Source organism: Bradyrhizobium sp. USDA 4538 (assembly GCF_024171045.1).
Classification (GTDB): Bacteria; Pseudomonadota; Alphaproteobacteria; order Rhizobiales; family Xanthobacteraceae; genus Bradyrhizobium; species Bradyrhizobium australafricanum.
Genome location: NZ_JALJZE010000001.1, coordinates 5764429 through 5786330 on the forward strand (window position 1 = coordinate 5764429; position 21902 = coordinate 5786330).

Below are 21902 nucleotides of genomic sequence, written 5' to 3' on the forward strand. Positions count from 1 at the left end.
AGCCCGTGTTCCCTTGCGCGGCGCGGCGCGGGTCAGGGGCTCTGTTGCGGTTTGCGCCAGTCCGGCTCTTCATTCTTTCACGAGTTGAGTGCGCGCGATCAGGACCAACGCCGCCGCGACCAGGAGAACGCCTGTTACCACGAGGAATCCGGTGGTGAAACTGCCCGAGGCGTCCTTGGCGCGTCCGATCACGATCGGGATGGTGGCGCCTCCGATGCTGCCGATGGTGCTGACCAGGCCGATCGCGCCCGGCGCGCTCTGCCGCGACATGTAGGACTGGGGAATAGTCCAGAACACGGCCTGCGTACCATAGACACCGACGTTGGCAACCATGAATCCGATGATGATCCAAACCGGCGATGTTGAAAAGGCTGCTATCGCGAAGCCGGCCGCTGCGATCACGAAGGTTATGGCCGCATAATAGAAGCGCTCACCGACATGGTCGGAGTGCCGCGACAACGCGATCATGCCGATCAGGCCGGCGACGGGCGGGATCGCGGTCACGAAGCCGACCTGTGAATTCGGCAGCCCGAACGACTTGATGATTTGCGGCAGCCAGGGAAACAGCGAAGCCAGGCCACAGAACAGGCCGAAATTGCACAGGCCGAACAGCAGCACCATCGGCTTGGTGATGGTCCGGAGCACGCCTTCGGCATGCACCACCCCGGTCGCCTTGGCGTCGCGCTCCAGCGCGCTGGTCAGCCAGTTGCGCTGCGCCGTCGACAGCCAGCTCGCCTGCTGCGGGCGGTCGGTCAGATAGAAAATGCCGACGATCCCGAGAATGACGGGCGGCAGGCCTTCGAGGATGAACAGCCATTTCCAGCCCGAGATGCCGAACACCCCGTTCAGCTCGAGGATCGCGCCGGAGATCAGCGAGGCGAAGATATAGGAGATCGGCACCGCATAGTTGAACATCGCGTTGTAGCGGGCGCGGTAGCTGAACGGAAACCAGAGGCTCAGCAGCAGCATCACGCCGGGAAACAGGCCGGACTCGGCAAAGCCGAGGAAGCCGCGGAATGCATAGAGGCTGAGCGGGCCTTGCGTGAATGCCATCAGCATCGTGGCGATGCCCCACAGGATCGCGATCCGCGTCAGCGTGACGCGCGCGCCGTATTTGCTGAGGATGAGATTGCTCGGGATCTCGAAGATCGAATAGGTGAAGTACATGATGCCGACCGCGATGCCGAACTTCTCGGCATTGAGCCCGAGCTCCTTGTTCATCTGCAGCGCGGCAAAGGAGATGTTTCCGCGGTCGAGAATGGCGAGGAAGTACATCGCCATGACGAACCACATCAGGCGCAGCGCGACTTTGCGGATTGTGGTGCGTTCGATCTGCGGATCGGCGGTCGTCATCGCCGCCTTGTCCATCACGACTTCGGTCATCCCTGTTTCCCCCGATTCTTGATTTTTGATGGTCGTCTTATGCGGGCAGGCAAACTTCGAGCCTGTCGCCTGTCACACGTACCGGATACGTCCGGATGTCGATCTCGACGGGGCTGGTCAACGCCTCGCCGGTCCGGATATCGAAGCGGCCCATATGCAGCGGGCATTCGATCTCGCAGCCCTCCAGAATGCCGTCGGACAGCAGTGCCTCCGCATGCGTGCAGATGTTGCTCGTGGCGTAGTACTCATTGCCGACGCGATAGAGAGCGACGTGGTGGCGGCCGATTTCGATGCCGTACGGCTCGCCCTCGTTCAGCGCGCTGAGTGCGGCCGCTTCGTGCCAGGTTCCCTGATCGTCAGTCATGTGCCCTCTCAAATGCTGTAGAAATCGAGCACGGTCGGGACGCGGTCGTTGACCAGCGTGATGACCTTGCGCGTGATCTTCCAGGTCTCGCCGTCACGCCGCAGCGTGTGCTCATAGCGCCCGTGCCGCAGATGTTCCTTGGCCATGCGCGGGTCGTAGACGTGGACCGAGAACACCGAATGGCAGGTGATCTGATCGGCGCCGGCTTCCGACGCTTCCAGGTTCGAGATCTGGTGCACGGTGCGCGGCAGCGGCAGCGCGGTGATCGATTTGCGCGACTCGATGCGCGCGATCCGCTCTTCCAGTCCGCGCCGCGCATCGTGGTAGAGCAACGAGACCTGCGTGTCGGGATCATTGGTGGTGGTGTACTCGTCGAGCCATGCCGGCACCCAATAGACAGCATCCTCGCTGTACATCGCGACCCAGTCGGACCATTCGCCGGCGTCGAGCAGGCGGGCCTCGCGAAAGATGACCGCGGCTGCGACCGCGTGGGTATCGGTTTCCCTGATTGCGTCGGCCGCCATCACGCGGTCTCCCCGGCGGCGTGCTGCAACAGCCTGCGCCACTCGCGATACCCGGGATGGAAATTCGTCTCGCCGCCGAAGCTGGCGGGGCCGAACGACCATTCGGAAGGGGTGATGCCGAGCTCGTGCGTGTGCGCGCTCTCGCCGTGGCCGACCTCCGCGACGCCGCGCAGATAACCTTGCGTCGGCGCGGCGGTCGTCGCGTTGTAGCCGGTCTGGCAGAACTCATACATGACGTTGTCGTCCGAGCTTGCCAGCCCGGAGGCATTGAAGAAATCTTCGTAGTTGCGGATACGAAGCGTGCGCGCCGCGGCGCTTTCGCCGACCGGAGCAAGGCAATGCGACACCATCTCGGTCTTGTCGGGCGCCAGCGGCCGCCAGGTTCGCACCTGCGCCGACAGGATGTCGATGACCTGCAGGTTCGGAAAAATCGTGAGGTTGCGCTGGCGCAGCATCCATTTGGCGCGGGTGCTGCCGACGCGCTGCCGCACCGCATCGAGACGCGCCGGATCCATGCCGAGCGGCCGGCCATAGAGCTGCGTGCGCTTGATCGACCAGTTGACGGCGTGACCGTAATCGAAGCTGAAGCTGCCTTGCCCTTCCTGCTCGCCTTCCGGCTCCGCAGTGAATCCGGCATCCGGTCCGGCGCTTGCATTGCGCTTCTTCAGGATATCGACGTAGGAGCTGTGCGTGGTCGCGAAGTGATAGTAGTCGAGACCGTTCTCAAACTGCAGCTTCCAGTTTCCATCGAACGTGTAGGTGCTGGCGCCCGGCACGAATTCGACCTCACCGCTGTCGCTCTGATCGATGATGAGGTCGAGGAACGCGCGGGTGTCGCCGAGAAATTCCTCCAGCGCCGGAACGTCGGCCGAGAGGCTCGCGAACAGGAACCCGCGATACGAACCCAGCCGCGCGACCGGAAGAAGGTCGTGATTGCTGTTCGAGAAGGACGGCGGATACTGCCCGCTCGCTTCCTCCGTTACGGAGATGTTGCGCCCGCCCGAGTCGTAGGCCCAGCCATGATAGCGGCAGACGTGAAACTTCTGCCGGCCCTGCTTGAACGGACAGACGATCGTTCCGCGATGCCGGCAGGTGTTGAGGAACGCGCCGACTTTGCCCTCAGCGCTCCGCATCACCAGAATGGGATGCCGGCCGATATGGGTGGTGACGAAGTCGTTGGGCCGGGCGACCTGGGATTCCAGGCCGATGAAATTCCACGTGGCCTCGAAGACATATCGCAGCTCGGCGTCGAACACGTCCGGGTCGGTGAAGATCCGGCGATCGACTTCAAAGATGCGTTCGCCGGGGCGGTCGTCGATGAGCCGGGAAATCTCGCTCAGCCTTGCCGCGTGGGTCTGCGAAGCAGCGTTCATAACGTCCTCCCTTCGACTAACCGCCGGCCGCGAAAAGTCCCCCGCAGAGCCGCGTCACGGCTCGCGTCTTTTCACGGCGGGAACAGCCGGCTTGATCGCCAATCTTGGAATGACTCTATAGTTGTCATGACAACTATGGTCAAGACGGATTGGCGGGCCGGGAAGTCGGAGCCGGACGCGGTGGACGGGCCGACCGTCTGGAACGGGCGGCCGGATGCAGCGAATGAGGCCCGCGCGTACAGCGCGGAATCAGCCGATCGTTTGGAGTGGCGTACTCAGGTCTTGCGCGCCGGTGCAGTCAGGATAATTCCCTCATCGATCAGGGCGCGACAGATCTTCTTCAAGGCGGCAATCGCTTCACGCGTGGCCCGGCTCACGGGCCGTCCGCGCGGCAGCGCCAGCACGCGTTCGGCGCGCATCCACGGCAACAGCGCCGCCGACAGCACGCCGGCAGCCACCTCCTGGTGAATGCCGGAGAATGGTAGCAGCGCGTAGCCGAGGCCAGATGCCACCATGCGTTTCATCGGTGTGCTGTTGTCGACCCGCACTGCGCAGAGCATGGTCGACGGGAATGGGTTGCGGCTGAGCGGGGCCACCGCGGATGGCAGGGCGTCGAACTCCTTGCGGGTCAGCCGGCCGCGCTTCAGCAGCGGATCGCGCGACGGCCCGATCAGGAACACCTGCTCGACGACCAGCGTCTCATAGTCGAGATGGTCGTTGGGGGATGGCGTCGTCACGATCGCCAGATCGAGTTCGCCGCGCAGCAGGCGTTCGGATGCGTTCTCAGTCAAGCCCTCGCTCAGTTCGAGCCGCACGCGTGGAAACTGCCTTACGAAGGCCTGGGCCAGTGGCGGGTAGAGGATATCGCCGAGGCTCGGCGGCGCGCCGATCCGCACCGTACCGCTCGGCTCGCGGTTTTCCGTGCGCACCTCGGCCTTGATGTCGTCGATTGTGCCGAGCAGCCAGCGCCCGCGCGCGAGCAGCACCTTGCCGGATTCCGTGACCGAGACACCGCGCGCGCCGCGTTCGAGCAAGGCGCCGCCCAATTCGTCCTCGAGTTCCTTGACGTGGCGGCTGAGTGCCGACTGGGCGACGTTCAGCGTGCTCGCTGCGGCGGCAAAGCCGCCACGCTCGGCGACGGCGACGAAATAGCGGATCTGCCGCAGGTCCATGGCGGGCACTCCATCTCAAATCGAGATGGATACCATATCAAACATATTCTTGTGAGATACCAAAAAAGGAGCAGTCTCCTCGCAACGATCAAATGGAGGAGAGACGAGGATGGGCATCGCCACCGATGAGGCACGCCAGACGTCCGTATTCATTGCCGGCGGCGGGCCGGTCGGCCTTGCGATGTCGCTGCTGCTCGATCGCTTCGGCATCGACTGCGTGGTGGTCGAGAAGAGCCCGACCACCACAGATCATCCCAAGTCGCGCGGCTGCTGGGTCCGCACCATGGAGATCTTCCGGCAGTGGGGGATCGAGCAGGCGATCCGCGACCGCGGCCTGCAGGACAATTCCGACATGTTCGTGTTCCTCGACAGCATCGCAGGTCACGAGTTCGGCCGCACCCGTCCCGAGCCGAATGTCGGGCATACCCCCGCCTGGAAGAACCTGGTCGCCCAGGACGCCGTCGAGGAGGAAATCCTGCGGGTGGTCGAGAAGTCCAAGCACGCCACGGTGCTGTTCAACACGTCCTGTGAATCGTTCGAGGAGACCAACAGCGGGGTCAACGTCACGACGCGTTGCGAAAAGACCGGCGAGGTGACGCGATGGACGGCGACATATTTGATCGCAGCCGATGGCGCGGGCAGCCAGACCCGGCGCAGCGCCGGGATCGAGATGGTCGGGCCCTCGACGCTGGCGGTGATGTCAAACGAGTATTGGCGTGCCGATCTATCGCGTCTGCCGATCGCGCGCGAGGCCGCCGGCTTCATCATCGTCCCGGACAAGCCCGACCTGCCGCGTGCCGGCATCCTGAACACCAATGGCCGGGATCGCTGGCTGACCGTGACGCAAATCGGCCTGAGCAAGGATGATCGCGAGCGGCCGTGGACCGACCAGGAGTTCATCGAGATCGCGCGCGGCCATGTCGGCATTCCCGATCTCGATGTCACGCTTTTGAACCGCTCGATCTGGCGGGTCAGCATGCAGGTGGCCGAGACCTTTCGAAAGGGCCGGGTGTTTCTGGTCGGCGACTGCGCACACCGCTTTCCGCCGACCGGCGGTTTCGGCCTGAACTCCGGCGTTCAGGACGCGCATAACCTCGCGTGGAAACTGGCCTTCGTGCTGAAGGGCTTTGCGAACGAAAAGCTGCTCGACAGCTATTCCAGCGAGCGACGTCCGATCGCGCAATCCAATGCCAATTTCAGCTACGGCAATCGGCTGAGATTCGGGCTGACCGATGACGCCGTGCGATCGCGCGATCCGGACCGGATCAGGTTCTGGATCAACGACATGGACAATCACCTGCACAGCATCGGGCAGAACCTCGGCCACAATTACGAGGAGGGCGCGGTGATCCCCGATGGCACCGTCGCGAAGGCCTTGAACTCCCGCTACTACACGCCGACGGATCGTCCCGGCGCGCGATTTCCGCATATGTGGCTCGAACCTTCGCGCAAGAAATCGACGCTCGACTGGTTCGACAAGCAGTTCACCGTCGTCACGGGGCCGCTCGGCGGCGAGTGGCTGGAGGCGGGGAAGCAGGTGTCGGAGAAGACCGCCTTGCCGCTGTCGCTGAAACAGTTGCCGTCGGCCGATCCGGCGGACGGATTCCAACTGGGCATGCGCGGCGCCGTGCTGGTGCGCCCCGATGGACACGTGGCCTGGCGAATGCCGTGGCTGCCGTCGGATCCGGCGAAGGAATTGGCCGGCGCGCTTTCAACGCTGCTGCATTAGCGGGGACCCCGATGCAATCGTTCGAATCCAACGGCGTCGTCACGGCGTTTGAGAAAACCGGGCGCGGCGAGCCGATCGTGCTGCTGCATGGCGGCGAGGCCGATCATGCGATGTTTGACGGCCTTGCGCCTGTCCTTGCGGCGAGCTTCACGGTGATCGCCTATGACCAGCGCGATTCCGGTGCCACCCGAAACCCTCCGTCGTCCTATTCGCTGGCCGATTTGGCCGACGACGCCGCGGCCTTGGTCGGAGGGCTCGGTTACGATCGTGCCCATGTCTTCGGAACCTCGCTGGGTGGGCAGATCGCGCAGGTGCTGGCGGCCCGTCATCCCGATCGCATCGACCGCCTGATCCTGAGCAGCACCTGGAAGGTCAACAGAAGTCCACTCGACGTCAATGCGGATGTGTTCCGCAAGCTCGCTTCCTGGCGCGCGGATACCATCGCCAATGCGTCGAAGATTTCCGAATTCTTCTTTCCGCCGGCATACCTGCGCACGCGGCCTGAGCTGATCGAGATCTTCCGTGGCTCGAGCCGCGACGAGGGACAGAAGGCGCGCCGCGCCGCCTTGCTTGCGCAGCCTGTCGCCGCCGATCTGACCGGCTTCGATCGCCCGACGCTCTTGCTGGCGGGCAGTGATGACCGGCTGATCCCGAATGTCGAAACATTTGCGCTCGCCCGCGATCTTGCGCGCGTCGAGACGAGGACCATCGCAGGCGTCGGCCATGTCGCGTCGATCCAGGCCCCCGAGCGGGTGGCGGAGGCGGTGACGGCATTTCTGAATTCAAACAAGAAGGCGGCTTGACAACAACAGGGGGAGACCATGGCGGAGCAAACGAGTGCGGTGCCGTTCGACGAAGCGCCGGTAACGACGCGCTATTGGCTATCGATCATCATCTTCGCCGTCACCGGCGTGGTCGATTTCTTCGATTTCTTTGTGGTCGGATTTCTGGTCTCGGTGCTGGCGCCGAAATGGCACCTGACGTTCGGGCAGACCTCGATCATGCTGATGAGCGCCGGCATCGGGGCGATGCTGGGCGCCTTCGTCGCGGGCATCCTCGCGGATCGCTTCGGACGCAAGCCGCTGGCGATATCAGGCGTTATGATTTGCGGCCTGACCTCGGGCGCGATCGCGTTCATTCCGGAAGACGGCTGGGTTGCGTTTGCGATCCTGCGCTTCTTCGTCGGCTTCGGCCTTGCCGCTGGAGCTGCGGCGGCGGTTCCTGCTATCGTCGAATTCGCACCGACCCGCCATCGCACGCTGGTCACGAGTCTCGTGGTCGTCCCGGTCGCCTTTGGCGTGCTGTCGGCGTCGGTGACGGCGAGCTTCCTGCTGCCGCTGGTCGGCTGGCGCGGATTGGCGGCGGTCGGCTTCTTGCCGATCCTCCTCGGAATTCTGACCATGATCGTCATGCCGGAATCGCCGCGCTGGTTGATCAGCAAGGGCCGCGTGCGCGAGGCGCAGGCGAGCATCCGAAAACTCTATCGGATCGGCGGCGATGAGTTTGTTCTGCCCACGCTGCCGCCGGCGAGCCCGGCGACATTTGCCGATCTCTTTGCCGAGCAGCGGCGCTTCTGGCTGACCGTCCTGATCTGGTTCGGCGCCAGCACGGCGAATTACGGTGTGTTCCTGTGGGGGCCGACGATCGTGGCGCTGCTGCTTGGCGTCTCTCCCCAGGATGCAGCCAAGATGTTCATCTATGTCAGCCTCGCCGGCGTGCTCGGCCGGACCGGCTTCGCCTTCCTCGCCCATCGGATCGGGCGCAAGCCCTGCGGCCAGTTGATGGGCTATGGCACCGCGGCGTCGCTGGCTCTCGCCGCCTATTTTCACAACGACTTTGCCGGCTCGGTGCCGCTGTTCCTGGTCTTCCTGATCGTCGGCGCCGTGTTCTTCGATGGCGGATTTTCGAACATTGGGCCCTATCCCGCGGAAATCTTCCCGGTTCAGCTCTCGGGGCGGGCGGTCGGCCTTGCCCAGCTCTCGAATGGGATCGGCAAGATCGTAGGTCCCCTGTGTCTCGCATTGATCGCCGGTGCTGACAATCTCGTGCATCCAAGTGCGACCGCTGCGGCGGTGTTGCCGGCGTTCTGCTTTCTTGCCGGCGCGGGCCTCCTGATCGGCCTTGCCTTTACGTTCCTCGGCGTCGAGCCGCACGGGCGCCCGGTGGTTCTGTTTGGCGAGAACGCGGGCGCGAGCGCCGCACCGAAATCGCTGGCCGCAAAACCGGCAGCGGGACAGTGAAAGACGAAAGGTCATACCATGGACAACGCTTTCGACACGATCGCAGCGGCGGCGCCGTTCGATACTGCAAAGCTCGATCGGCTGATGGATGAAGCGGGGCTCGATGTCCTGATCGTCACCTCGCGTCACAATGTGCAGTATCTGCTCGGTGGATATCGTTTCTTCTTCTTCGACGTCATGGAGGCGATTGGCACGAGCCGCTATCTGCCGGTGTTCGTCTATCAGAAGGGGCACCCGGAAAATTCCGCCTACATCGGCAACCGCATGGAAAAGTTCGAGCACGCGCTCGGACGGATATGGACGCCGGTTGTCAAGGCGGAGGCGTGGGGAACGATCGATGCGATCGGCCTCGCGATTGATCATGTGAAGAAGCTCGCGGGCTCGGCCAGGCGCGTCGGCATCGAGGCTGGCTTCCTGCCGGCCGACGCCAGGGATCATCTGTATGCCGGCCTTGGCGACGTCGAGTTCCGCGAGGCCCATTTCTCGCTGGAACGTCTGCGTGCCGTAAAGTCTCCCGCCGAACTGGACCTCATCAGAGAGGCTTCCGAACGGGTCGTTGATGCGATGATGGCCACCTTCAGTGGCTGCGCGCCGGGCATGACCAAGAACGACGTCGTCGCCCGTCTGCGCCGCGAGGAGCAGGAGCGCGATCTGGTCTTCGAATATTGCCTGATTGCCGCGGGCAAGAGCCATAACCGCGCGCCTTCCAGCCAGCGTCTCGTGCAAGGCGACGTGATCTCGATCGATTCCGGCGGAAACTACCGGGGCTACATCGGTGACCTCAGCCGCATGGGCATCCTGGGTGAACCCGACAGCGAGCTGCGCGAGTTGCTACAGGAAATCGAGGACGTCCAGCAGTTGGCCCGGCGCGCGATCCGGCCGGGCGCCATGGGTGGCGACATCATCGCGGCGGGCGAGGCGGCCGTCAAAGCCTCGCCGCATCGCGCCGTGCTCGACTTCACCGCACACGGCATTGGGCTCGTCAGTCACGAAGCGCCGCGCCTGACCGCGAACGGCCCGGTTCCTTACGCGCCGTACGACGCCGACCGGCCGCTCGAACGCGGAATGGTGATCTCGATCGAGACCGCACTGCTGCATCCAACGCGTGGCTACATCAAGCTCGAGGACACCCTGATCGTCTCCGAATCGGACTGGGAAGCGCCCGGTGACCATGGCAGGGAATGGAATTCATCGCGTCTCATGGCGTGAAGCGGTCAACGCCACGGCGGCATTTTTGGCTGGGGCACCGATTCAGCTGCGGGGGTCAAGTTCGGAATATTAGAAATATATCCCTGAGTTGCCCGACGTGTCAAGTTTGTCCGGTCGACGCCGGCCGCCGCCGGCTCCTTTGCATGGGGTTGTTTTCGATATTTTGGCAACGCCCGCCTGCGACGGCCCAGATGACTTCATATGCGTTCTGCCAGGCGATTGATCCGGCGGTCTTGGCTTCACGCGAGCCTTCGGCCATGCGATGCTTCGAGCTGGATGTAGCGGCGGCTCCGTGTCGTCTGCTCGCCAGGTCGGCGCCGACGATGGGCAGGTGCAACCGATATGGATTGCCTCCCCATCGACAGAAGCGACCTGATGACCGCTGCCGCCAACGCGCTCCGCGACTACGCCCAAAGCATCCTGACCGCCCGGGTCTACGACGTGGCGGTCGAGACGCCGCTCGACCCGATGCCGCGGCTCTCCGAACGATTGTCGCGCACGGTGTTGCTGAAGCGGGAAGACTTCCAGCCGATCTTCTCGTTCAAGCTTCGCGGTGCCTACAACAAGATCGTCAGGCTGCCGGACGCGCAGCGCAGGCTGGGCGTGATCTGCGCGTCGGCGGGCAATCATGCCCAGGGCGTCGCGCTGTCGGCGCGCAAGCTCGGCATTCCGGCGACGATCGTGATGCCGAGGACGACGCCCGCTATCAAGGTCGAGGCCGTCCGGCGTTTGGGCGGTGATGTTGTCCTGCATGGCGATACGTTCGACGACGCGCAAACCAAGGCCAGGGAGATCGAGGCTGCGCGTGGCTTGACCTTTGTGCATCCGTTCGACGATCCCGATGTGATCGCCGGCCAGGGCACGGTCGGGATGGAGATCCTGCGCCAGCATCCCGATCCGATCGAAGCGATCTTCGTGCCGATCGGCGGCGGCGGGCTGGCGGCCGGCGTGGCCGCTTTCGTGAAATTCCTCAACCCCTCGATCAAGGTCGTCGGCGTCGAGCCGGCGGACGCTGCGTCGATGGCGGCCGCGCTCGCCAAGGGCAACGTCGTCGCGCTGGATCAGGTCGGACTGTTCGCCGACGGCGTCGCCGTGCGCAAGGTGGGAACCGAGACCTTCCGGCTCTGCCGCGACCTGCTTGACGAGGTCGTCACGGTGGACACCGATGCGATGTGCGCCGCCATCAAGGACATCTTCGACGACGTGCGATCGGTTGCCGAACCCTCCGGGGCATTGGCGCTCGCCGGCCTCAAGGCCTACGCCGAGCGCGGCGCGCTCAGCGACGGGAGCCTGATTGCCGTCAACAGCGGGGCCAATCTGAATTTCGACCGGCTGCGCACCATTGCCGACCGCGCCGAGGTCGGCGAACATCGCGAGGCGCTGCTTGCCGTGACCGTGCCGGAGAAGCCGGGCAGCTATCGGCACTTCATCCGCATCCTCGGCTCGCGCGCGATCACGGAATTCAACTACCGCTTTGCCGAGACCACCGCGCCGGCGCAACTGTTCGTCGGCATCGCGCTGAGCCGCGGCGAGGCCGAGAAGCGGGAGGTCATGGAGCTGCTTCGGCGCGAAGGCTATCCGATCCTCGATTTGAGCGAGAACGAGATGGCCAAGGACCATGTGCGCTACATGGTGGGCGGTCGCGCTCCGCTGCTCAAGGACGAGGTCATCTACCGCTTCGAGTTTCCGGAGCGTCCGGGCGCGCTGCTGAAATTCCTCGAGAGCCTGGCGCCCGACTGGAATATTTCGCTGTTCCACTATCGCAATCACGGCGCCGACTATGGGCGCATCCTGGCGGGGATCGAGGTCAAGCCTCACGAGCGCGCCCGGTTCGTTCAGGCGCTGGATGCGCTCGGCTATCCCTACTGGAACGAGAGCGAAAATCCGGCCTATCGCCTGTTTCTTTCCGCCGAGAAGGGATGAAGCGACGAACGTCTCTGTCGATCAGCGATCGGCCGTCAGTTGCTGGCGATAGCGCTCGGCGTCCCAATTCAGCAGCGCATGCTCGTTCTCTGCGGTCAGATAATTGACCCGTGCGGTCAGGGGCAGGCGGCAGGTGACCAATGCGAGACAGCTCAGCATGGCTTCCGCGCCGTCGCTCGCATCCTCGCGGATAAGGCTGCCGAGGTCGGGGACGAGAAGCGCAACCGGCGGCGGCAGTCCGTTCGCGGTGGTCTGCGCGATCATGGCGCTCAGCTTCTCGCGATGCTCCAGGACCGGCAGGCCCGGGCCAAGGAAGACGACGTGATCAGGATACAACGAGCCGCTGGTCGCGATCGCGCGGCTGTAGCGGTCGGTGGCAATGTCGTGGCCGCGAGGATCCCGCGGCAGGCGATAGTTGGTGCCCACGCAGATCGTGCGGAGCGCGTCATGATCTGCCGCCGGCGCGCTACGCTGCTCGAGGGCGAGACGTTGCTCGACCTCGGCGACCAAAGCCTCGGCGGCGTCGCAGCTGGCCGCACCGACCACCAGGCCGTGATTGCCGAGGATCAGGACGTCGACCGCATCATCGGCGATCGCGTCGCTGACGGCGCGCGCGAGCGGCAGCCCCGGGTGGTGATAGTTGAGGTAACGCCACGCCAGTCCGTCCAGGCGCCGGGCAAATTCGTCGCGGGCGTCGGTGCGCACCGCCCACGCGATGGTGTTGACGGAATGGACGTGCAGCACGATCCGCTGCGGCATCAGCGCATGCAGCGAGGTCTCGATCGAGGCGCGCAGCGTCGTCCCGGCGTTCGGCGCCAGCGGCACGCGTTCGTCGCCATGCAGCAGCGCCGCGCGCGCGGCCGACAAGGCGACCGGCACGAAAATCTCCTTGTCCTCGGCATCGGCGAGCCAGGTACCCGACGCCTTCACCCACAGCACGTCGCCATCCTTGACCGACGAATTGCCGCCGGCGCCTTGCACCAGCAGGATATTCCTGCCGACGCGTGCCGACATGCGGCGCAGTTCATCCAGCATTTGAGGCGGTCGCATCGGGGCTGTTCTCACCAGGTCAGATGGTCCATCGTCCAGTGCGGCATCCGCGCCGCTGTGCCGGCCACGGTCTGGATCGCCCGCGGCAGATCGCTCGCCTGCGCAAGCGTCGCGCGGTGGGCGCCGGAGCCGATCAGCAGGGTCAGCATGCCGGCGGTGCGTCCGCCGGCGATATCGTGATCGAGGGAGTCGCCGATGACGAGGATCCGGTCCGGCGGCGGCCGTCCCAATTGGTCGAGCGCGGCGGCAAACATCGGCGGATGCGGCTTGCCGACGAACAGCACGGTGCCGCCGAGCGAATGGTAGAATGCGGCGAGCGCGCCCGGCGCGGGGATCAGGCCCGCGACCCCGAACATCACCAGATCGGGATTGGCGCACAGCATCGGCAGTTGGCGTGCGGCAGCGGTTGCCAGCGGCTCACGCCATCGCTCGGGCTCGGCCGCATCATCGTCGAGACCGCCGAGCAGGATGAAATCGGCCTCGCGCATGTTCGAGACCACCACAAGGTCGGTGCCGTCGACGATCGAGCGGTCACCGTCGCGCGAGATCAGGAAGCAGGCGCGTCCGAGCTCGGCAAAGGGAGCCTGCTCGCGCGCATGCAGGCCGCGCCAGGTGACCTCGCCCGAGGACAACACGCCGTCATAGGCGTCGGGCGGCAGACCGAGCGTCGCGAGCCGCCGCTGGTTGCTGCCGGCGCGCTTGCCGGAGTTGGACAGGACCAGGATCCGCTTGCCGGCTTCGCGCAGCCGCGCCACGCAATCCAGCGCCGCGGGGAACACCGCCAGCCCCTCATGCAGCGTGCCCCACTGGTCGAGCAGCACATGATCGAAGCGGTCGGCAATGGCGTGAAGGCCGGCGATCGCGGTCGCATCGGCCTTCATGGCGGGCCTCCGTTCAGCGCGAGCAGCGCGGCGCCGTAGCTTGCTTCGGTCTGCTCGGCGACCGAGACGGGAACGCCGAGAACGCGATGCCGGATGCTGGTCCATGCGTCGTTCTTCGCGCCGCCGCCGATGCCGATGACGCGGCGCAGGCGCGGCGCACCGAGCCGCGCCAGCTGACGGTAGGCGAGGGCTTCCACCGAGGCGATGCCCTCGAGCAGCCCCTGGAAGAAGCGGCAATCCTCCGCCGGACGCGGCGTGACCCGCGCGGCGAGCGCCGGATCGGCGATCGGAAAGCGTTCGCCGGGCTTTGGCAGCGGATAATAGTCGAGCCCGGTCGGCTGGTCCGGCGTCAGCTGCGGTGTCAGCCGTTCCATCTCGGCGGCGGTGAAATGCACCAGCAGCGCGGCGCCGCCGGAGTTCGAGGCGCCGCCGGCAAGCCAGCGTTCGCCGAGCCGATGCGAATAGACGCCCTGATCGGCCGCGAAGATCGGCTGGGTCGCAAGCTGCTTCACCACCAGCGTGGTGCCGAGCGAGGTGACGGCATCGCCAGGCTGGTCGGCGCGCGTTGCGATGAAGGCCGCAACGCCATCGGTGGTGCCGGCGGCGACCTGCGCCGTGGGCGGCAGTCCCAGCGACCGCGCGACCTGCGGATCCATCTCGGAAAATGGCGTGCCCGGCACCAGCACCTCGGGCAGCAGATCGTCGCGCACGCCGAGCTGTTCGAGCCAGGATGGCCAGGCGCGCGCGACCGGGTCGTAGCCGAGCTTCAGCGCGTTGTTCTCGTCGCTGATGCCGTGATGGCGCGCGAGCCGGCCGGCGATCCAGTCGGCCTGGTGAACGGCGTGGCGCGCATCGCCGATATAATCATGGCTCAGCAGATAGAGCAGCTTGGCGAGCGCGCTGCTCGCGCCATGCGCGCCGCTCTCGCGCGGAGCGACCGCCGCGACGCGCGTCGCCTCACGCGTGGCGCGCGCATCATTGTACATCAGCCCCGGCGAGCAGGGGCGGCCGGCGGCGTCGACCAGCAACAGCGTGCCCGACGTGCCGTCGACGACGATGCGCGTGACGTCGCCGAGAGCGACGGTCTCGCCGAGCTTGCGGATGGCCGCCGTCGCGGCTTGCCACCACAGCTCTGGTGTCTGGTCGATGGCGTTGCCGTCGACGCGCGGTGCAGCCAGCGCGACGGACGCAAAGCCGCGGATGGCGGCCCGCGCATCGATTGCACAAGCGCGCACGCCGCCGGTTCCGACGTCGATGCCGAGATACAGACCTCCCATGCGACCTCATCGCTCTCTGGTGCGCGCGCGACGACATTGGTTGCGCTGCAGCACGTTTGGGGGATTGACGCCCCGTTCGGCCTCTGCAATTTTTTGCAGGACGTGAAGAAATTTGCAAGCGGACTTTTTCCGATATGGCACCCCCGCCCGACAGGCTGCCGGTGATCGACGGCGAGGCGTCGCTCGCGACGCGCGCAGCGTGGCTGTATTTCGCGGCGGGGCTCACCCAGTCCGAGGTCGCCGACCGCCTCAACATCCAGAGCACCAAGGCGCATCGCCTGATCGCACGCGCCAGCCGCGAGGGCATGATCCGCGTGTTCGTCGAGGGGCCGGTCGCCGAATGCGTCGCGCTCGAGAACGATCTCGCGCAGCGCTTCGGCCTCTCGTTCTGCCGCGTCGCGCCTGATCTCGGCGAGGGCGATCTGCCGCTGAAGGCGCTGGCGCTGGAAGGCGCGAGCTTCCTGCGCCAGATCCTGGAGCGCGGCCAAGACAAGGTGATCGGCTTCGGCCATGGCCGCACGCTCGCGGCGGTTGTGGAGCAGATGCCGCAGACGCCGGCGCGCGACGCGCAGTTCGTGTCACTGCTCGGCGGGCTGACGCGGAAATTTGCCGCCAATCCGTTCGACGTGATTCACAAGCTCGCCGAGCGCACCGGCGCGGAAGCCTATCTGCTGCCGGTGCCGGTGTTCGCCAATTCGGTCGCCGATCGCGCCGTGCTGATGCAGCAATTCGGCATCGCCGACGTTTTCGCGCTGGCGCGCAAGGCCTCGCTGCTGTTCGTCGGCATCGGCCAGGTCAGCCGTGACGGCTTCCTGGTGTCGAGCGGCATGATCAAGCCCGACGAGGTCGTCGAGCTGAAGCGTGTCGGCGCCTGCGCCGACCTGCTCGGGCATTTCTTCAGCGCCGACGGAACGGTGCTGGACACCGATCTGTCGGCCCGCGCTACCTCCATGAGCATGCCCGACCTCAGGAAGCACCGGATCGTCGCCATCGCCGGCGGGCCGGCCAAGGTGACCGCGCTGCGCGGCGTGCTGCGCAGCGGCGTTCTGCACGGCCTCATCATCGACGAAGCGACCGCAAAGGCGCTCGCCACCGACAAGCCGGAGACCACATCCGGCAAGACAAGAAGCAAGACCCGGAAGGACACATAAAACAAAGCGTCAACAAGGAGAGGAAATACATGTTCGATCGCGAGAAGAATCTGTTCGACTCCTACGCTGCCAAACGCATCAGCCGCCGCGATCTCCTGGACGGCGCCGCCAAGCTCGGCATCGCGGGGATCGCCGCCAACGCCGCTTTCGCCTCCTCGATGTCGAAGGCGATGGCCGCCGACTTCAACTGGAAGGCCCAGAGCGGCAAGAGCGTCAAGCTGCTGCTCAACAAGCACCCCTATGTCGACGCGATGATCGGCGACATCGAGGCGTTCAAGACGCTCACCGGCATGAACGTCACCTACGACATCTTCCCGGAGGACGTCTATTTCGACAAGGTGACGGCGGCGCTGTCGTCGAAGTCGGACCAGTACGATGCCTTCATGACCGGCGCCTACATGACCTGGACCTATGGTCCGGCGGGCTGGATCGAAGACCTCAACACCTACATCAAGGACCCCGCCAAGACCAATCCGGCCTTCGCCTGGGACGACGTGCTTCCGGGCCTGCGCGCCTCGACCGCGTGGGACGGCGTCGCCGGCTCCGAGCTCGGCTCGGGCAAGGCCAAGCAGTGGTGCATCCCCTGGGGCTATGAGCTCAACAACATCACCTACAACCGCAACGTCTTCGACAAGGTCGGCGTCAAGCCGCCGAAGAACCTCGACGAGATGCTGGAGGTCGCGGCCAAGATCACCAAGGACGCCGGCGGTCCCTACGGCGTCGGCGTGCGCGGCTCGCGCTCCTGGGCGACCATCCATCCCGGTTTCCTGTCGGCCTATTCGAACTTCGGCCAGAAGGATTTCGTGATGGAGGGCGGCAAGCTGAAGGCCGCGATGAACACCAAGGCCTCGAAGGATTTCCACGACAAATGGGTCAAGATGATCCAGACCTCGGGCCCGAAAAACTGGTCGACCTACACTTGGTACCAGGTCGGCACCGATCTCGGCGCCGGCGCCTCGGGCATGATCTTCGACGCCGACATCCTCGGCTACTTCATGAACGGCGGCGACAACAAGGAGAAGGGGCATCTTGGCTATGCGCCGTTCGCGGCCAATCCGGCCGCCAAGGCGCCGACCCCGAACGTCTGGATCTGGTCGCTCGCGATGTCGAGCTTCTCCAAGCAGAAGGACGCGGCCTGGCTGTTCATGCAGTGGGCGGCATCCGTCGAGCACGACCTGTTCGGGGCGCGCAAGATGGACTTCGTCAACCCGGTTCGCGCATCGGTGTGGAAGGACAGCGAATTTCGCGACCGCATCGCGAAATCCTATCCCGGCTATCTCGAGCAGCACGACATGTCGTCGCCCGGCGCCAAGATCTACTTCACGGCGCAGCCGCTGTTCTTCGACCTGACGACGGAATGGGCCGCTTCGCTGCAGAAGATGGTGGCCAAGGAGGTCAGCGTCGACGAAGGGCTCGACAAGCTCGCCGACAGCATCAACCGCCAGCTCAAGCAGGCCGGTCTCGGCTGACGGATCAACTGTGCGGTGCCTGATCCCCCGCACCGCACCCATCCGCCGGCTCGGACCCTTGTCCCATCCGAGCCGGCGGCGTTTGCCAGCCGAACGCGATCTCTTATCATCATGAGCATGGTCCAACTCCTCCAGACGAACGCGCAGGCAGCGCCGGCCAAACCAAGGCCGCGCGTGCGCCTCTTGCCCTATCTGCTCAGCCTGCCGGCGCTGCTCGTCTGCGTGGCGATCCTGGTTCCGTTCGTGACCGCGGCGGTCTACTCGCTGCAGCGCTACCGGCTGAACCTGCCTCATCTGCGCGGCTTCATCGGCGCCGGAAACTATGTCGACTTCCTGTCCGACCCGGCGTTCTGGAATACGTTCCGCGTCTCGATCACCTATACTGTGGTCACGGTCGTGCTCGAGCTGCTGCTCGGTCTAGGCATCGCGCTGCTGCTGCGCCGGCCGACCCGCTTCCACAATGCGGTGTCGATCATGCTGCTGCTGCCGCTGATGACGGCGCCGGCGATCGCCGCGCTGATGTGGAAGCTGATGACCAATCCAAGCTTCGGCATCCTGTCCTATCTGGTCGGCCTGTTCGGCGTCACCGATTTCAAATGGGCCTCCGATCCATCGAGCGCGCTGTTCACGGTCGTGCTGGTCGATGTCTGGGTCTACACGCCCTTCATCATGATCCTGCTGCTCGCCGGCTTGCGCTCGCTGCCGCGGCAGCCGTTCGAGGCCGCGGCGCTCGACGGCGTGCCGGCGAGCTTTGTGTTCTTCCGCATCACGCTGCCGATGCTGGCGCCCTACATCATCACGGCGTCGCTGTTCCGGCTGCTCGATTCGATCCAGCAGTTCGACATCATCTATGCGATGACGCAGGGCGGGCCGGGCGACCGGCTGATGGTGTTCCAGGTGCAGGCCTATCTGGAATTCTTCCAGTACACCAATGTCGGCAGATCGGCGGCGCTGTTAATGATCCTCTGGCTCATCACCAACATCCTGTCGAACATCTTCATCAAGAACTGGCTGCGGCTGCGCGCGCGTGCGCACGGCCACGCGTGACGGGGAGGGGCGCGATGGAACATTCCAGCCTTGCCGGTCGCATCTTCCGCGGTGTGGCGCTCACGCTGATCCTGATCTTCTTCATGTTTCCGATCGTCTGGATCTTCCTGATGTCGTTCCAGACCAACGAGCAGATCCTGCGGATCCCGCCGCGTATCCTGTTCGAGCCGACGCTTGCCAACTACGAGGCGCTGATCTCCGGCCAGCTGCGCACCGCGGCCGGCAATCTGCAGATCTCCTTCATGCGCAATCTGTTCAACAGCGTCGTGCTGTCGAGCGCGGCGGTGCTGCTGGCGCTGCTGCTCGGCGTGCCGGCGGCCTACGCCTTTGCGCGCTTCAAATTCCGCCTCGGCGAGAGCATCGCCTTCACGCTGCTGTCGTTCCGCTTTGCGCCGCCGCTGCTCGTGCTGCTGCCGCTGTCGCTGTACTACCAGGAGCTCGGCCTCAACGACACCTACTTCGGGATCGTCTGGGTCTATCAGTTGATCGCGCTGCCGCTGATCCTGTGGATCGTGCGCGGTTATTTCGAGGATATCAGCCCTGATATCGAGCATGCCTACCGACTGGCCGGGCATTCCTGGCGCGAGGCCTTCACCAGAATCGCGGTGCCGCTGGCAGGACCGGGGATCGCCGCGGCGGGTTTGCTGTCGTTCATCTTCTGCTGGAACAATTTCGTCTTCGCGCTGATCCTGGCCTCCGCCGACAAGCAGCCGGTGACGGTCGGCGCGCTCGCCTTCGTCACCGCGTCCGGTATCCAGTACGGCCAGATCGCGGCGGCGATCGTGCTGTCGGTGACGCCGACGTTGTTGCTTGCGCTCTATGCGCAGCGCTATCTGGTCGAGGGTCTCTCGCTCGGCGCGGTGAAAGGCTGATCCGATGGCGCGTCTCGAAATCAATTCGGTGAGCAAGGCGTTCGGTGCGGCACGGCCCGCCGACGGATTGTCGCTGGCTGTCGAGCCCGGCGAGATCGTGGCGGTGTTCGGACCGTCCGGCAGCGGCAAGACCGTGCTGCTGCGCATGATCGCGGGCATGTTCGAGCCCGACGACGGCGACATCCTGGTCGGCGGCCGCTCGGTGGTCGGTGCTCCGCCCGAGCGGCGCGGGATCGGCATGGCATTCCAGAACTTTGCCTTGTTCCCGCACATGACCGCCCGCGACAATATCGCAAGCGGCCTGCGCGTCAGGGCCGGCGGCGGCGATGTCGCCGGCCGCGTTGCCGCGATCAGCAGGCTGCTCAAGATCGAGCACGTGCTCGGTCACGCGCCGCGCGAATTGTCGAACGGACAGAAGCAGCGCACGGCGCTGGCGCGGGCGCTGATCGGCAATCCGGATGTTCTGCTGCTGGATGATCCGCTGCGCAATGTCGACGCAAAGCTGCGCTACGAGATGCGGCTCGAGCTGCCGAACCTGCTGCGGCGCGGCACTGCCGCCGTGCTCTACGTCACCCAGGACTATCGCGAGGCGATGGCGATCGCCGACCGCATCGCGGTCTTGATCGACGGCCGGCTCGCGCAGGTCGCGACGCCGACCGATATCTATGCCCAACCCGCATCGGTCGCGGTCGCGCGCCTGTTCGGCGATCCGACCATTAACCTCGCGGAAGTCTCGCCAGTAGCGGAGCATGGCATGCTGTCGGCTGACATCGCCGGCGCCAGGATGCGGCTCGGCGCGGCCGATGGCGCAGCACCTGGCGGTGCATGTTGGCTAGGCGTCCGGCCCGAGGATATCGCGGTCTCGTCGGCATCCACCGATGACGCCATCCCGGCGCGCATTCTCGCGATCACGCCGATGCACGAGAAGGCGGTGCTGCTGCTCCGTCTTGCCGACGGAACGGAATGGCTGGCGGCGCTGCCGCCGGATGCGCCGCAAGGCGCGGCCGACGATGCCGTTTTCGTTCGCTTCGCGCCCGACGCCGCGATGCTGTTCGATCGCGCGACCGGGCTGCGGATCGGGGCGTCGCACCGGCTCAAGGCGGCATAGGAGCGGATGGTCATGGACATGCTCGAGCTTCGAGGCATCGACAAGGTCTATCGCAGCCGCGGCAAAGAGCCGGTGCATGCGGTGCGCGCGCTCGACATGGCGGTCGAGAAGGGCGAGATCGTCGCACTGTTGGGATCGTCGGGCTGCGGCAAGACCTCGACATTGCGCATGATCGCAGGCTTCGAGGACGTCTCCGCCGGATCGATCGCGCTCGGCGGGCGGCGGATCCACGAGCTGCCGCCGGCGCGGCGCAAGGTCGCGATGGCGTTCGAGGGTTACTCGCTCTATCCGCCGCTCACGGTTCGCGAGAACATCGCTTTCGCGCTGAAATCCGCCCAACTGCCGCGCGCGGAGGTAACGCGCCGCGTCGACGAGATCGCCCGCCTGGTCGAGATCGAGGACATCCTCGACAGCTATCCGCGCGCGATCTCAGGCGGCCAGCAGCAGCGCGTGTCGCTGGCGCGGGCGCTGGTGCGCGACGCCGATCTTTATCTGCTCGATGAGCCGATGGGGCAGCTCGAACCGCAGCTGCGCGCGGTGCTGCGCGGCCGGATCAAGAGCCTGCTTGCCGAGCGCGGCATGACCGCGATCTTCGTCACCCACGACCAGACCGAAGCGAGCGCGCTGGCCGACCGCATCGCTGTCATGGAAGGCGGCGTGCTGCAGCAGTTCGCCAGCGAGAAGGAGCTGAAGGGCCGGCCCGCCAATCTGTTCGTTGCAAGCTTCATCGGCGAGCCGCCGATGAACCTGCTCGAGGCGGAGGTGACGCGGTCGGATGGCGGCTTCCGCCTGTCGGTCGGAACCGACATGCGTTTCGATATCGCCGGCGCCGGACTCGACGTTGAGGCGGCGAAGACGCTCGCGGCCACGCCGCAGGTGCGGATCGGCATTCGTCCGCAGAAGATCGTGGTCGGGACCGGTGACGTCAGGGTCAAGGTCGTCTCCAATCAGTGGCTCGGCGATCAATCGCATGTCGCCGGCGATTGCGGCGGCCGCATGCTGATCGCGGTGACGCCGGGCCGCGTCGCCGCGCGGCCGGGAGAGATCATCTCGTTCACGCTGGAGTCGCGTCACCTGCACATCTTCGGCGGGGACGGGACCTGCATTCGTCATGCGGAGGGAGCGTGACG

At 65.3% G+C, this 21902-nt stretch carries 19 protein-coding genes; 11 read left to right on the forward strand and 8 right to left on the reverse strand.

Going from position 1 to position 21902, the window contains the following annotated elements; translation table 11 throughout:
* Nucleotides 1–69: 69 nt before the first annotated feature.
* From J2R78_RS26095 to J2R78_RS26115, 5 genes are all read right to left on the reverse strand, one after another.
* Nucleotides 70–1383, reverse strand: coding sequence for an MFS transporter (locus tag J2R78_RS26095; RefSeq protein WP_253607349.1), 1314 nt, complete (start codon nucleotides 1381–1383; stop codon nucleotides 70–72).
* 37 nt (nucleotides 1384–1420) lie between these two features.
* Nucleotides 1421–1747, reverse strand: coding sequence for a non-heme iron oxygenase ferredoxin subunit (locus J2R78_RS26100; protein WP_253607350.1), 327 nt, complete (start codon nucleotides 1745–1747; stop codon nucleotides 1421–1423).
* Nucleotides 1748–1755: 8 nt separating this feature from the next.
* The gene (locus tag J2R78_RS26105) at nucleotides 1756–2271 is read right to left on the reverse strand and encodes an aromatic-ring-hydroxylating dioxygenase subunit beta (RefSeq protein ID WP_253607351.1); all 516 of its coding nucleotides are present in this window, start codon (nucleotides 2269–2271) and stop codon (nucleotides 1756–1758) included.
* Nucleotides 2271–3644, reverse strand: a complete 1374-nt coding sequence (locus J2R78_RS26110) for an SRPBCC family protein (RefSeq protein ID WP_253607352.1) — start codon at nucleotides 3642–3644, stop codon at nucleotides 2271–2273. The genes J2R78_RS26105 and J2R78_RS26110 overlap by 1 nt, the downstream gene beginning before the upstream one ends.
* 275 nt (nucleotides 3645–3919) lie before the next feature.
* Entirely contained in the window at nucleotides 3920–4816 is an 897-nt protein-coding gene (locus J2R78_RS26115; RefSeq protein ID WP_253607353.1) for a LysR family transcriptional regulator, read from the reverse strand.
* A 109-nt stretch (nucleotides 4817–4925) separates the two neighbouring features.
* On the opposite strand from J2R78_RS26115, the gene J2R78_RS26120 reads away from it, so the two are divergent.
* The 5 genes from J2R78_RS26120 to ilvA all read left to right on the forward strand — a co-directional run bounded on the left by J2R78_RS26120 (nucleotide 4926) and on the right by ilvA (nucleotide 11917).
* Nucleotides 4926–6545, forward strand: coding sequence for an FAD-dependent monooxygenase (locus tag J2R78_RS26120; protein ID WP_253607354.1), 1620 nt, complete (start codon nucleotides 4926–4928; stop codon nucleotides 6543–6545).
* Between the two features lie 11 nt (nucleotides 6546–6556).
* The gene (locus tag J2R78_RS26125; protein WP_253607355.1) at nucleotides 6557–7348 is read left to right on the forward strand and encodes an alpha/beta fold hydrolase; all 792 of its coding nucleotides are present in this window, start codon (nucleotides 6557–6559) and stop codon (nucleotides 7346–7348) included.
* Nucleotides 7349–7366: 18 nt separating this feature from the next.
* The gene (locus J2R78_RS26130; RefSeq protein ID WP_253607356.1) at nucleotides 7367–8785 is read left to right on the forward strand and encodes an MFS transporter; all 1419 of its coding nucleotides are present in this window, start codon (nucleotides 7367–7369) and stop codon (nucleotides 8783–8785) included.
* 18 nt (nucleotides 8786–8803) lie between these two features.
* Nucleotides 8804–9994 carry a Xaa-Pro peptidase family protein gene (locus tag J2R78_RS26135; protein ID WP_253607357.1) on the forward strand — a complete coding sequence of 397 codons (1191 nt, stop codon included), beginning with the start codon at nucleotides 8804–8806 and terminating at the stop codon, nucleotides 9992–9994.
* Nucleotides 9995–10369: 375 nt separating this feature from the next.
* On the forward strand, nucleotides 10370–11917 hold the full coding sequence (ilvA, locus tag J2R78_RS26140) for a threonine ammonia-lyase, biosynthetic (RefSeq protein ID WP_253607358.1): 1548 nt from the start codon (nucleotides 10370–10372) through the stop codon (nucleotides 11915–11917).
* 21 nt (nucleotides 11918–11938) lie between these two features.
* Here ilvA and J2R78_RS26145 read toward each other — a convergent pair whose 3' ends face one another.
* From J2R78_RS26145 to J2R78_RS26155, 3 genes are read right to left on the reverse strand one after another with little or no spacing between them, the layout of a single operon-like run.
* Nucleotides 11939–12967 (reverse strand): class II aldolase/adducin family protein, encoded by a 1029-nt coding sequence (locus J2R78_RS26145; protein WP_375167062.1) that lies wholly within the window; start codon nucleotides 12965–12967, stop codon nucleotides 11939–11941.
* An 11-nt stretch (nucleotides 12968–12978) separates the two neighbouring features.
* Nucleotides 12979–13848 (reverse strand): TIGR01459 family HAD-type hydrolase, encoded by an 870-nt coding sequence (locus J2R78_RS26150; protein WP_253607360.1) that lies wholly within the window; start codon nucleotides 13846–13848, stop codon nucleotides 12979–12981.
* Nucleotides 13845–15125: an FGGY-family carbohydrate kinase gene (locus tag J2R78_RS26155; RefSeq protein ID WP_253607361.1), complete on the reverse strand. Its 1281-nt coding sequence runs from the start codon at nucleotides 15123–15125 to the stop codon at nucleotides 13845–13847. The genes J2R78_RS26150 and J2R78_RS26155 overlap by 4 nt, the downstream gene beginning before the upstream one ends.
* A gap of 134 nt (nucleotides 15126–15259) precedes the next feature.
* Here J2R78_RS26155 and J2R78_RS26160 point away from each other — a divergent pair, with 134 nt between their 5' ends.
* The 6 genes from J2R78_RS26160 to J2R78_RS26185 all read left to right on the forward strand — a co-directional run bounded on the left by J2R78_RS26160 (nucleotide 15260) and on the right by J2R78_RS26185 (nucleotide 21900).
* Nucleotides 15260–16276, forward strand: coding sequence for a sugar-binding transcriptional regulator (locus J2R78_RS26160; protein ID WP_076823802.1), 1017 nt, complete (start codon nucleotides 15260–15262; stop codon nucleotides 16274–16276).
* Nucleotides 16277–16305: 29 nt separating this feature from the next.
* The gene (locus J2R78_RS26165) at nucleotides 16306–17745 is read left to right on the forward strand and encodes an extracellular solute-binding protein (protein ID WP_253607362.1); all 1440 of its coding nucleotides are present in this window, start codon (nucleotides 16306–16308) and stop codon (nucleotides 17743–17745) included.
* Between the two features lie 117 nt (nucleotides 17746–17862).
* Complete coding sequence (locus J2R78_RS26170) at nucleotides 17863–18792, forward strand: carbohydrate ABC transporter permease (RefSeq protein WP_176937041.1); 930 nt, start codon at nucleotides 17863–17865, stop codon at nucleotides 18790–18792.
* A gap of 14 nt (nucleotides 18793–18806) precedes the next feature.
* A complete protein-coding gene (locus J2R78_RS26175; protein WP_018273209.1) occupies nucleotides 18807–19664 on the forward strand; it encodes a carbohydrate ABC transporter permease in 858 nt (285 codons plus the stop codon).
* Nucleotides 19665–19668: 4 nt separating this feature from the next.
* Complete coding sequence (locus tag J2R78_RS26180) at nucleotides 19669–20772, forward strand: ABC transporter ATP-binding protein (RefSeq protein WP_253607363.1); 1104 nt, start codon at nucleotides 19669–19671, stop codon at nucleotides 20770–20772.
* A gap of 12 nt (nucleotides 20773–20784) precedes the next feature.
* Entirely contained in the window at nucleotides 20785–21900 is a 1116-nt protein-coding gene (locus tag J2R78_RS26185) for an ABC transporter ATP-binding protein (protein WP_375167063.1), read from the forward strand.
* The last annotated feature ends 2 nt before the right edge of the window (nucleotides 21901–21902 follow it).

What these genes read in the sequence shown, in the direction of transcription:
- ilvA (WP_253607358.1), top strand. Translation starts at nt 10,370, where the DNA reads ATGACCGCTGCCGCCAACGCGCTCCGCGACTACGCCCAAAGCATCCTG.
- J2R78_RS26155 (WP_253607361.1), bottom strand. Translation starts at nt 15,125, where the DNA reads ATGGGAGGTCTGTATCTCGGCATCGACGTCGGAACCGGCGGCGTGCGC.
- J2R78_RS26170 (WP_176937041.1), top strand. Translation starts at nt 17,863, where the DNA reads ATGGTCCAACTCCTCCAGACGAACGCGCAGGCAGCGCCGGCCAAACCA.
- J2R78_RS26175 (WP_018273209.1), top strand. Translation starts at nt 18,807, where the DNA reads ATGGAACATTCCAGCCTTGCCGGTCGCATCTTCCGCGGTGTGGCGCTC.
- J2R78_RS26100 (WP_253607350.1), bottom strand. Translation starts at nt 1,747, where the DNA reads ATGACTGACGATCAGGGAACCTGGCACGAAGCGGCCGCACTCAGCGCG.
- J2R78_RS26185 (WP_375167063.1), top strand. Translation starts at nt 20,785, where the DNA reads ATGGACATGCTCGAGCTTCGAGGCATCGACAAGGTCTATCGCAGCCGC.
- J2R78_RS26135 (WP_253607357.1), top strand. Translation starts at nt 8,804, where the DNA reads ATGGACAACGCTTTCGACACGATCGCAGCGGCGGCGCCGTTCGATACT.
- J2R78_RS26145 (WP_375167062.1), bottom strand. Translation starts at nt 12,967, where the DNA reads ATGCGACCGCCTCAAATGCTGGATGAACTGCGCCGCATGTCGGCACGC.
- J2R78_RS26180 (WP_253607363.1), top strand. Translation starts at nt 19,669, where the DNA reads ATGGCGCGTCTCGAAATCAATTCGGTGAGCAAGGCGTTCGGTGCGGCA.
- J2R78_RS26165 (WP_253607362.1), top strand. Translation starts at nt 16,306, where the DNA reads ATGTTCGATCGCGAGAAGAATCTGTTCGACTCCTACGCTGCCAAACGC.
- J2R78_RS26130 (WP_253607356.1), top strand. Translation starts at nt 7,367, where the DNA reads ATGGCGGAGCAAACGAGTGCGGTGCCGTTCGACGAAGCGCCGGTAACG.
- J2R78_RS26120 (WP_253607354.1), top strand. Translation starts at nt 4,926, where the DNA reads ATGGGCATCGCCACCGATGAGGCACGCCAGACGTCCGTATTCATTGCC.
- J2R78_RS26160 (WP_076823802.1), top strand. Translation starts at nt 15,260, where the DNA reads ATGGCACCCCCGCCCGACAGGCTGCCGGTGATCGACGGCGAGGCGTCG.
- J2R78_RS26125 (WP_253607355.1), top strand. Translation starts at nt 6,557, where the DNA reads ATGCAATCGTTCGAATCCAACGGCGTCGTCACGGCGTTTGAGAAAACC.
- J2R78_RS26110 (WP_253607352.1), bottom strand. Translation starts at nt 3,644, where the DNA reads ATGAACGCTGCTTCGCAGACCCACGCGGCAAGGCTGAGCGAGATTTCC.
- J2R78_RS26105 (WP_253607351.1), bottom strand. Translation starts at nt 2,271, where the DNA reads ATGGCGGCCGACGCAATCAGGGAAACCGATACCCACGCGGTCGCAGCC.
- J2R78_RS26115 (WP_253607353.1), bottom strand. Translation starts at nt 4,816, where the DNA reads ATGGACCTGCGGCAGATCCGCTATTTCGTCGCCGTCGCCGAGCGTGGC.
- J2R78_RS26095 (WP_253607349.1), bottom strand. Translation starts at nt 1,383, where the DNA reads ATGACCGAAGTCGTGATGGACAAGGCGGCGATGACGACCGCCGATCCG.
- J2R78_RS26150 (WP_253607360.1), bottom strand. Translation starts at nt 13,848, where the DNA reads ATGAAGGCCGATGCGACCGCGATCGCCGGCCTTCACGCCATTGCCGAC.